Annotated in this window: 9 protein-coding genes and 1 pseudogene; 9 read left to right on the top strand and 1 reads right to left on the bottom strand. The window is 71.2% G+C overall.

Features of this window, described 5'->3' with window-relative positions:
• Positions 1-257 (bottom strand): annotated as a pseudogene (locus ACILR4_RS16905) (sensor histidine kinase); the annotation flags it as partial.
• Positions 258-444: 187 nt separating this feature from the next.
• Here ACILR4_RS16905 and ACILR4_RS16900 point away from each other — a divergent pair.
• From ACILR4_RS16900 to sufT, 9 genes are all read left to right on the top strand, one after another.
• Positions 445-1,110 (top strand): DUF4166 domain-containing protein, encoded by a 666-nt coding sequence (locus ACILR4_RS16900; protein WP_395702025.1) that lies wholly within the window; start codon positions 445-447, stop codon positions 1,108-1,110.
• Between the two features lie 16 nt (positions 1,111-1,126).
• Positions 1,127-2,095 carry a TIGR01777 family oxidoreductase gene (locus tag ACILR4_RS16895; protein ID WP_395702024.1) on the top strand — a complete coding sequence of 323 codons (969 nt, stop codon included), beginning with the start codon at positions 1,127-1,129 and terminating at the stop codon, positions 2,093-2,095.
• A 256-nt stretch (positions 2,096-2,351) separates the two neighbouring features.
• Positions 2,352-2,498 carry a hypothetical protein gene (locus tag ACILR4_RS16890; protein WP_395702023.1) on the top strand — a complete coding sequence of 49 codons (147 nt, stop codon included), beginning with the start codon at positions 2,352-2,354 and terminating at the stop codon, positions 2,496-2,498.
• Positions 2,485-3,948, top strand: a complete 1,464-nt coding sequence (sufB, locus tag ACILR4_RS16885) for a Fe-S cluster assembly protein SufB (RefSeq protein ID WP_395702022.1) — start codon at positions 2,485-2,487, stop codon at positions 3,946-3,948. The genes ACILR4_RS16890 and sufB overlap by 14 nt, the downstream gene beginning before the upstream one ends.
• 36 nt (positions 3,949-3,984) lie before the next feature.
• Positions 3,985-4,755, top strand: coding sequence for a Fe-S cluster assembly ATPase SufC (gene sufC / locus ACILR4_RS16880; protein WP_395702021.1), 771 nt, complete (start codon positions 3,985-3,987; stop codon positions 4,753-4,755).
• Positions 4,756-4,836: 81 nt separating this feature from the next.
• On the top strand, positions 4,837-6,096 hold the full coding sequence (locus tag ACILR4_RS16875) for a SufD family Fe-S cluster assembly protein (protein WP_395702020.1): 1,260 nt from the start codon (positions 4,837-4,839) through the stop codon (positions 6,094-6,096).
• On the top strand, positions 6,089-7,360 hold the full coding sequence (locus ACILR4_RS16870) for an aminotransferase class V-fold PLP-dependent enzyme (RefSeq protein ID WP_395702019.1): 1,272 nt from the start codon (positions 6,089-6,091) through the stop codon (positions 7,358-7,360). Before ACILR4_RS16875 ends, ACILR4_RS16870 begins: the two co-directional genes overlap by 8 nt.
• Complete coding sequence (gene sufU, locus ACILR4_RS16865) at positions 7,357-7,797, top strand: Fe-S cluster assembly sulfur transfer protein SufU (protein WP_395702018.1); 441 nt, start codon at positions 7,357-7,359, stop codon at positions 7,795-7,797. The genes ACILR4_RS16870 and sufU overlap by 4 nt, the downstream gene beginning before the upstream one ends.
• Positions 7,794-8,363 carry a putative Fe-S cluster assembly protein SufT gene (gene sufT / locus ACILR4_RS16860; protein ID WP_395702017.1) on the top strand — a complete coding sequence of 190 codons (570 nt, stop codon included), beginning with the start codon at positions 7,794-7,796 and terminating at the stop codon, positions 8,361-8,363. Before sufU ends, sufT begins: the two co-directional genes overlap by 4 nt.
• Positions 8,364-8,690: the final 327 nt, after the last annotated feature.

Genomic DNA, 8,690 nt, shown 5'->3' with positions numbered 1-8,690 from the left:
AGCCCGCACAGCCGCAGGCAGAAGTGCAGGAAGGCCGCGGCGCTGAGCGGCGCGGTGGCCAGCAGCGTCATCGCCAGGTCCATGGCCGGCGGGCCGAAGGCATTGGGCAGCTCGTTGCCCAGGATCCACAGCGCCACGCCGAGCAGGAAGGCCTGCAGCAGCCCGGCGCCCGGCACCTGGCGCGCCCACACGCGCAGCACGGCGGCCAGCGCCAGGGTCTCGATCAGCGCGAGCACGAGCGCGATGTGGATGGCCATGGGCCGCGCATCCTGCCGCAGCGGGGCCGGGCTGTAAACAGCGTTGACGACGCGGCGAGCCCACCTGTATCCAGCGGCGACAGGGGGCGCCGGCCGCTCCAATGAAATCAAGCACTTGGCGCGCATGCGGGGCTGGCACGTGAGCTGCGCTGATCCCTGCAGCGATGTCAACGATGGAGCGAGCCGCATGAACCGCACGATCACGCACCCCACCCCGCCGGCCGCAAACCCTGCCGCCCGGGTGGCCCCCGTGCGGCCGCTGGACCTGGCCGCGCTGGTCGGCGCCGAAGGCTGGGGCCGGCTGCCGGCGGCGGTGCGTCGGCGCTTCGCACTGGCCCATGCCACGGTGGTCTACGAAGGCCGCATGGACCTGCAGTGCTCGCGCATTGGCCGCGTGTTCGCCGCGCTGTCGTGCCTGTTCGGCGGGCCGCTGTCGACCGCCCGCGCCGAGGGCGTGGCCACGCGCGTGCGCGTCAGCCACGATGCGTGTGGCGGCGTGGTGTGGGCGCGCCAGTTCTCGCGCTGCAGCGGATCGGCCGCGCGCGTGGTGCGCTCGACCAAGCAGTGCGGCCCCGACGGCGGGCTCGAGGAACACACCGCCGGCGGGCTGGCGATGCGGCTGGCCGTGTTCGAGCAGGCCGGCGCGCTGGTGTTCGAAAGCCGCGGCTACTTCATGGCCATCGGCCGCTGGCGCCTGCCGGTGCCGGCCTGGCTGACGCCGGGCACCTGCCGCGTCGAACATCGCAACCTGGGGGCCGGCCGCTTCGTCTTCGCGCTGACGATGACACATCCCCACTGGGGCGAGACTTTCCGGCAGACGGGTATCTTCCAGGACCCTTGTGCGGAGGAATGAGATGCAGGCGGCCTCGATGGCATCGACAGCGTTTTCGCAGCGACCCGCGGTGCTGGTCACCGGCGGCACCGGCTTCGTCGGCTCGGCGCTGGTGCGCGACCTGCTGCACGGCGGCCGCCGCGTCATCGTGCTGAGCCGCGATGCGCCGCGTGCGCGGGCCCGGCTGGGCGAGGCCGTCGACGTCGTCGAGCGCCTGGACGACATCGCGCCCGAGACTGCGATCGACGCGGTGGTCAACCTGGCCGGCGCCACGGTGCTGGGCGCGCCGTGGACGCGCGGCCGCCGCGCGCTGCTGCTGAGCAGCCGGGTCGACACCACCGCGGCGGTGATCGCGCTGATGCGCCGGCTGGCGCAGCCGCCGCGGGTGATGGTCAGCGCGTCGGCGGTGGGTTACTACGGCGTGCCGGCGGGCGACGGCGTGGTCACCGAAGATGCGCCACCGCAGCCCGGCCGCTTCCAGTCCGACCTGTGCATCGCCATCGAGCACGAGGCGCGGCGCGCCGAGGCGCTGGGCGTGCGCGTGGTGCGGCTGCGCCTGGGTATCGTGCTGGGGCCGGGCGGCGGCGCCTACCCGCCGCAGGCGCTGGCCGCGCGGCTGGGCCTGGGCGCGGTGCTGGGCAGCGGCCGCCAGCCGGTGCCCTGGATCCACCGCGACGACGCGATCGGGCTGATCCGGCTGGCCATCGACCCGCCGCTACCCGGCGCCAGCCAGCCGCCGGCCGAACTGCGCGGCGCCGTCAACGCGGTGGCGCCGGAGCTGCCGCAGCAGGCGGATTTCTGCCGCGCGCTGGCCGCGTCATTTGGGCGTCATGTGTTCTTGCGAATGCCCGCCTGGCCGCTGAAGCTGGCGATGGGCGAGATGTCCGAGCTGCTGCTGTGCGGCCAGCGCGTGGTGCCCGCCGCCGCGCTGGCGGCGGGGTACCGCTTTCGCTATGCGCGGCTGCAGGATGCGTTGGCGGGGCTGGCGGTGAAGGGTGGCGGGTAGGGGCGGCATCACTTCCTGGGCCGCGGCGCTTCCATGCGCAGGCGTGGTGGCCACCTGCAAGGCTACAGGGTCGGTCCAGGGTCACGGAGGTTCGGCCGCCCAGCGCGAACCATCCCTCGACGGATTCCGCGCGTTCGCCGGTCTCAATTGGGTGTCTGGCTCATGCCGAATGTCCACGGCACGGCAACGGGCAACGCAGCTTGCGCTTGTGCAAGGCCATAAAGATGCATACGCTATGCCTCTATTGGAGCCTTCCATGAACAGCGTCATCGACTCGTCCAAGCCTGCCGAGCTGAACCGCGACGCGATCGCGCAACGGGTGACGCGGTTCCACGAACACCGGCGCGCCGACAGCATCCTCGGCCCCACGTTCGCCTCGGAGAGGGCCCATGACAGTCGCTGAGCAGGCAGCGCCCCTGGTCCGCGCCCTGGAGCTGCCCTACCGGCATGGCTTCGTGACCGATGTCGAGAGCGACGCTCTGCCGCCGGGCCTGGACGCCGACACGGTGCGTGCGATATCGCGCCGCAAGCGCGAGCCCGAGTTCCTGCTGAACTGGCGCCTGGCCGCCCTCGACCGCTGGGTGGCGATGCCGCATCCCGCGTGGGGACACCTGCGCATCGAGCCGATCGACTTTCAGGCCCTGAGCTACTACTCGGCGCCCAAGTCCCTGAACGCCGCGCAGGACGGTCCGAAGAGCCTGGCCGACGTCGACCCCAAGCTGCTGGAGACCTACGAGAAGCTCGGCGTGCCGCTGCACGAGCGGGCCAGGCTGGCCGGCGTGGCGGTGGACGCGGTGTTCGACTCGGTCTCGGTGGGCACCACGTTCCGCGAACGGCTGGCCGAGGTTGGCGTGATCTTCTGTTCGTTCTCGCATGCCGTGCAGCACCACCCCGAGCTGATCGAGCGGTATCTCGGGTCGGTGGTGCCGCCGGGGGACAACTTCTACGCGGCCCTGAACTCGGCCGTGTTCTCCGACGGCTCGTTCGTGTACATCCCGGCCGGGGTGCACTGCCCGATGGAGCTTTCGTCGTACTTCCGCATCAACGCGCGCAACACGGGCCAGTTCGAGCGCACGCTGATCATCGCGGAAGCCGGCAGCCACGTCAGCTACCTCGAAGGCTGCACGGCACCGCAGCGCGACGAGCACCAGCTGCACGCGGCCGTGGTCGAACTCATCGCCCACGACGACGCCCACATCAAGTACTCGACAGTGCAGAACTGGTACCCGGGCGACGCGCAGGGGCGTGGCGGCATCTTCAACTTCGTCACCAAGCGGGGCCTGTGTGCCGGTGCCCGTTCGCACATCGCGTGGACGCAGATCGAGACCGGCTCGGCGATCACCTGGAAGTACCCGAGCGTGGTGCTGCGCGGCGACGAGTCCAGCGGCGAGTTCCACTCCATCGCGGTGACGAACCACTTCCAGCAGGCCGACACCGGCACCAAGATGATCCATCTCGGGCGCAACACGAAGAGCCGGATCGTCTCCAAGGGCATCAGCGCCGGCCGCGCGCACAACAGCTACCGCGGGCTGGTGCGCATGGCCGCCACGGCGGCCGGCGCGCGCAACCACACGCAGTGCGACTCGCTGCTGATCGGCCCCGACTGCGGCGCGCACACCTACCCCTCTGTCGACGTGGCGCGCGACGATGCCGTCGTCGAGCACGAAGCGACCACCACGCGCATTTCCGAAGAGCGCCTCTTCTACTGTCAGCAGCGCGGCATCGCACCTGAGGAAGCCGCGGCGTTGATTGTCGGCGGCTTCTGCCAGGCGGTGCTGGACGAGCTGCCGATGGAGTTCGCGCTCGAAGCCAAGGCCTTGCTCGCGGTGTCGCTCGAAGGCGCCGTCGGATGAGCCCGCGACGGAAAACCGAACCGAGGACCACCCGCCATGACCCATCCCGACCCCCTGCTTGAACTGCGCGACCTGCGTGTCGACGTGGCCGAGCGCAACGTGCTGAAGTCCGTGTCGCTTGACGTGCCCGCCGGGGCGCTGCTGGTGCTGATGGGCGCCAACGGCAGCGGCAAGAGCACGCTCGGCCTCACCTTGGCCGGGCATCCGCGCTACCGCGTCGTTGGTGGCACCGCACACTTCGCCGGGCAGGACCTGCTGGCGCTGAGCCCGGAGGCCCGCGCCCGGGCCGGGCTCTTCGTGTCGTTCCAGGCGCCGCCCGAGATCCCCGGCGTGAAGAACAACCTGTTCATCCGCACGGCGCTGAATGCGGTGCGCGAGGCGCGCGGCGAAGGTCCGCTCGATGCCTTCGACTTCCTGGGTGATGCGCGCGCAGCCGCCAAGTGCCTGGGCCTGCCCGAGGCGATGCTGGGGCGGCCGGTCAACGACGGCTTCTCCGGCGGCGAACGCAAGCGCAACGAACTGCTGCAGCTGGCGCTGCTGCGCCCGCGGCTGGCGGTGCTGGACGAGGTCGATTCGGGCCTGGACGTGGACGGTGTTCGCGCCGTCGTTCAACTGGTGCGGGACCTGCGTGCGCAGGGCACCGCCTTCATCGTGGTCTCGCACTACCGCCAGTTGATCGAATCGCTGGCGCCCGACGCGGTGCTGCGGCTGGACCAGGGCTGCATCGCCGAAACCGGCGGCCTCGCACTGGCCGCCGACATCGCCCGCAGGGGCTTCGTGCGAGCCGCCGAAGCGCTGGAGGCCTGACATGTGGACCCCTGGCTCACTGCATTCGCGGCCCCCGAGGGGCGTTCAGTCGACTTGGGAGCGGCCCTGCGCCGAATGACCATGGACAGCGCCCGCGCCGACATCCTGGCCGCTCGCCACCGGCTGGACACGCGGGGCTGGATTCCTCGCAACGCCGAAGCCTTCCGTCACCTGCCGCCGCCGGCCGCCGAGGTGTGGCTGGGCGGCACGCCATCGGCCACCGCCTGCGCGACGCACCCACTCGCCGGCGCCGGCTGGACCCTGCATCCGATCGGCCACGGCTCGCACGGCCGGGTCGATGCCCGTTGGCTGGACGCCCGTGACGCCCTGCAGCGCGACGAGCTGTTCGCAGGCCTGCCGATGCCCGGCGGCGTGGACGATGCCGGCGACAGCGATGCCGCGCCCTTCGCCTGGGCCCATCGCGCGCTGTGCCAGCGAGGCCTGCGCCTGCGCATCGGTGGCACATCGGGTGCCGAGCGTGGCCCCTCCGACACCGTATGGTTGCAGCTTCGCCACCAGCCGCGCAGCGCCGTCGAGGCCCCGCTGCTGGTGATCGAGGTGCTCGCGGGCGTGCATTGCGTGCTGGTCGAGACGCACGACCGTCAGGAACTGGCCTGCCAGCAACCGGTCGTGCAGAACCTGCAGGCTCACATCCGGCTGGGCGAAGGCGCCACGCTGCAGCATCTTCGCATCGCCACGCCGGGCGCCAGCGACCGCATCGCACACCACCTGCAGGCCCGCCTCGGCCCGGGTGCCCGCTACGAGCACGCCTTGCTGGCCTCGGGCAGCGGCTACCACCTGCAGCGCAACGTGATTTGCTTGCATGAAAAAGGAGCGGCCGCCCGCAGCGCCGGGCTGTTGCTGGCAGCCGACGCGGTGCTGGAACACCAGGTGCGCATCTCGCACGGCGCCACGCAAACCGCCAGCAGCATCGAAGACCTCGTACTCGCCAGGGGGGCCGCACGGGCGGTGGTGCAGGCGCACACGCGCATCGCGCCGGGTGCGGCTGGCGCCGATGTGCGGCAAGGGCTGGTCGGCATTCCGACCGGAGGACAGCCCAAGCTGGTGCTGCGGCCCCACCTGGAGATCCACCACGACCAGGTCCAGGCCAGGCACGGCGCCACCTGGGGCGCACTGCCGCAGGACGCCTTGTTCTACGCCCGCCAACGCGGCCTGGACGAACGCAGCGCCAGGCGGCTGATCGTCGAGGGCATGGCCGGCGCCTTGATGCAGCGCTGCTTCAGCGACGACCGCCTTGTCGGGGCCCTGGGCATCGAGGCGCTGCTGCGTGATGTCGTGGCGCGCCATCTGGCGCCGCACGCGGAGGCCGTTCATGGGTGAGATCGTCTCGGTCGATCGTCCCGCCAGGCACAGCACTGGCCTCGAGCCGCTGCGCGCGCAGTTTCCGGTGCTGGCGCAAGCGGTCAACGGCGCGCCGCTGGCCTACCTGGACAACGCGGCCACCACGCAGACGCCGCTGCCGGTGCAGGACGCCATGCGCCGCTTCGAGCAGCACGACCGCGCCAACATCCACCGCGGCGTGCACGCGCTGAGCCAGCGCGCCACAGACGCCTTCGAACAGGCCCGGAACGACCTCAAGCGCTTCGTCGGGGCGGGTGCGGAACACGAACTGGTCTTCACGTCGGGAACCACCGAGGCACTCAACCTCGTGGCCCACGGCCTGTCGACTTCGGGGGCCGCACCCGCGGTCATCCAGCCGGGTGACGAGATCATCGTCAGCGGGCTGGAACACCATGCCAATCTGGTCCCTTGGCAGCAAGCGGCGCGGCGCCGCGGGGCCACGTTGCGCATCCTGCGGCCCGATGCGCAGGGGCGGCTCCATCCCGAGGACCTGGCCCAGCTCCTGACACCCCGCACGCGGGTCTTTGCGGTGACCGCATGCGCCAATGCCACCGGCGAGCGGCCACCCTTCGAGGCCTTGCTGGCACTGGCCGCCGAGGCCGGGGCTTTCACCGTGCTCGATGCCGCGCAGTCGGTCGCGCACGCGGTGCCCGGGCTGTCGGCGCTGGACTGCGACTTCATGGCCTTCTCCGGCCACAAGATGTACGGCCCGATGGGAACAGGCGTCCTCGTCGGGCGGCGCGGCGCGCTGGAGCGGCTGGAGCCGCTGCGCTACGGCGGCGACATGGTGGCATGGGTCAGCGCCACCGAGGCAAGCTTCGCCGAGCTGCCGCTGCGGCTGGAAGGCGGCACGCCGAACGTGTCCGGGGCCGTGGGCCTGGCGGCGGCGGCCGCCTTCATCGATCAGACCGGGCGTGCCCTGATCGACGCGCACCTGAGCGCGTTGCGCGCCCATGCGGCGGCCGGCCTGGCCGGGCTGCCCGGCGTCACGGTGCTGTCGGCCGAGACCGGTGCGTCGGCCATCGTCTCCTTCGTCGCCGAGGGTGTGCATCCGCACGACATCGGCACGCTGCTCGACGAACAGGGCATTGCCGTGCGCACCGGCCACCACTGCGCGCAGCCGCTGCTGGACCACCTCGGCCTGGGGCCGACCACACGGGCCTCGTTTGCGCTCTACAACACGCATGCCGAAGTCGAGCGACTGCTGGCGGGTGTGTCGCATGCGCGGAAGCTGCTGCGATGAACGCCACCCCGTCCGCCGAACTCGACCTGTACCAGGACGTGGTGATGGACCACAAGCGCTCGCCGCGCCACTTCGGCACCCTGGCGTCGCCCACGCACCAGGCCCGCGGCCACAACCCGAGTTGCGGCGACGACCTGCAGGTGACGCTGCACGTGGCGCAGGGCCAGGTGCAGGACATCCGCTTCAGCGGGCAGGGCTGCGCGATCTGCATCGCCTCGGCCTCGATGATGAGCGAAGCGGTTCGCGGGCACGACGTGGCGTTCGCACGGCAGCTGCAGCAGCGCTTCCGCGCGGTGCTCACCGGCGAGCTCGAGCCCGAGTCGGCCCACCTGGGCAAGTTGATCAGCCTGGCCGGCGTGCGGCGCTATCCGGGCCGCATCAAGTGCGCGCTGCTGGGCTGGCACGCGCTGATGCACGCGCTGGATGACACGCCGTGAGACCGCTGCGCGAACCGGTGGTGACCACGCGCGCCGTGCGCGTCGAGTGCATTCCCGACGGTCGGTCGGCCGACCTGCCGCCCGGCACGCCGGCACAGATCACGCAGGCCCTCGGCGGTTCGTTCACGCTGTGGGTCGAAGGCCAGTTGATGCGCCTGCGCGGCGTCGATGCAGACGCCATCGGCAAGCCGGTGCCCGATGCCGCCGTCGCCACCGCGGGGTCGGCGGACATCGGGCCCGATGAGCTGCGCGCTCTGGTCTGGCAGACCCTGAAGACCTGCTACGACCCGGAGATCCCGGTCGACATCGTGGAGCTGGGTCTGGTCTATGTCTGCGAGGTGCTGCCGATGGAAGACGAAGGCACCCACGACGGTGCGTTCCGCGTCGCCATCCAGATGACCTTGACTGCACCGGGCTGCGGCATGGGCGCGGTGATCGCCGACGAAGTCTGCGACAAGCTGCTGGCCCTGCCCGGCGTGGGCGAAGCCACCGTGGACATCGTGTTCGAGCCGCCCTGGAACCGCTCGATGATGTCCGAAGCCGCGATGTTGACACTCGGCCTGTGAGCCCGCGCAATACGCCCACGCCCGAGTGCGACTTGCCGTCGATCGGTTGCAGGGGCGAAGCGATGCCTCTAGAGTCTTCTCATGAGTTCCATTCCCTTCACCGGCGCCCGACGCGGTGCAGCTTGCCAGGCGGCCGCCCCGGTCGCGTGCCGGCAGCCTGCGCCCGCCCTGCGGGCCCGGGCAGGGACACGCACCTGTCTGCCGGCCGCACATCACTGAGCCCGGCGATCACTTCCACCCTTGTTGCGCAAACTTCAGATCGCCGGGCCACCTGCCCGCGCGAAGGCGTGTGTCGGCGCTGAACTGGACCATGTCCGCCTGCTGAAC

The sequence above is a fragment of the Aquabacterium sp. genome (assembly GCF_044226965.1).
Taxonomy (GTDB): Bacteria; Pseudomonadota; Gammaproteobacteria; order Burkholderiales; family Burkholderiaceae_C; genus Pseudaquabacterium.
The sequence above is the reverse complement of the archived record's forward strand: the minus strand, read 5'-3'. Positions and strand labels throughout refer to the sequence as shown.

What these genes read in the sequence shown, in the direction of transcription:
- ACILR4_RS16870 (WP_395702019.1), top strand. Translation starts at nt 6,089, where the DNA reads ATGGGTGAGATCGTCTCGGTCGATCGTCCCGCCAGGCACAGCACTGGC.
- sufC (WP_395702021.1), top strand. Translation starts at nt 3,985, where the DNA reads ATGACCCATCCCGACCCCCTGCTTGAACTGCGCGACCTGCGTGTCGAC.
- sufU (WP_395702018.1), top strand. Translation starts at nt 7,357, where the DNA reads ATGAACGCCACCCCGTCCGCCGAACTCGACCTGTACCAGGACGTGGTG.
- ACILR4_RS16875 (WP_395702020.1), top strand. Translation starts at nt 4,837, where the DNA reads ATGGACAGCGCCCGCGCCGACATCCTGGCCGCTCGCCACCGGCTGGAC.
- ACILR4_RS16895 (WP_395702024.1), top strand. Translation starts at nt 1,127, where the DNA reads ATGGCATCGACAGCGTTTTCGCAGCGACCCGCGGTGCTGGTCACCGGC.
- ACILR4_RS16890 (WP_395702023.1), top strand. Translation starts at nt 2,352, where the DNA reads ATGAACAGCGTCATCGACTCGTCCAAGCCTGCCGAGCTGAACCGCGAC.
- sufB (WP_395702022.1), top strand. Translation starts at nt 2,485, where the DNA reads ATGACAGTCGCTGAGCAGGCAGCGCCCCTGGTCCGCGCCCTGGAGCTG.
- ACILR4_RS16900 (WP_395702025.1), top strand. Translation starts at nt 445, where the DNA reads ATGAACCGCACGATCACGCACCCCACCCCGCCGGCCGCAAACCCTGCC.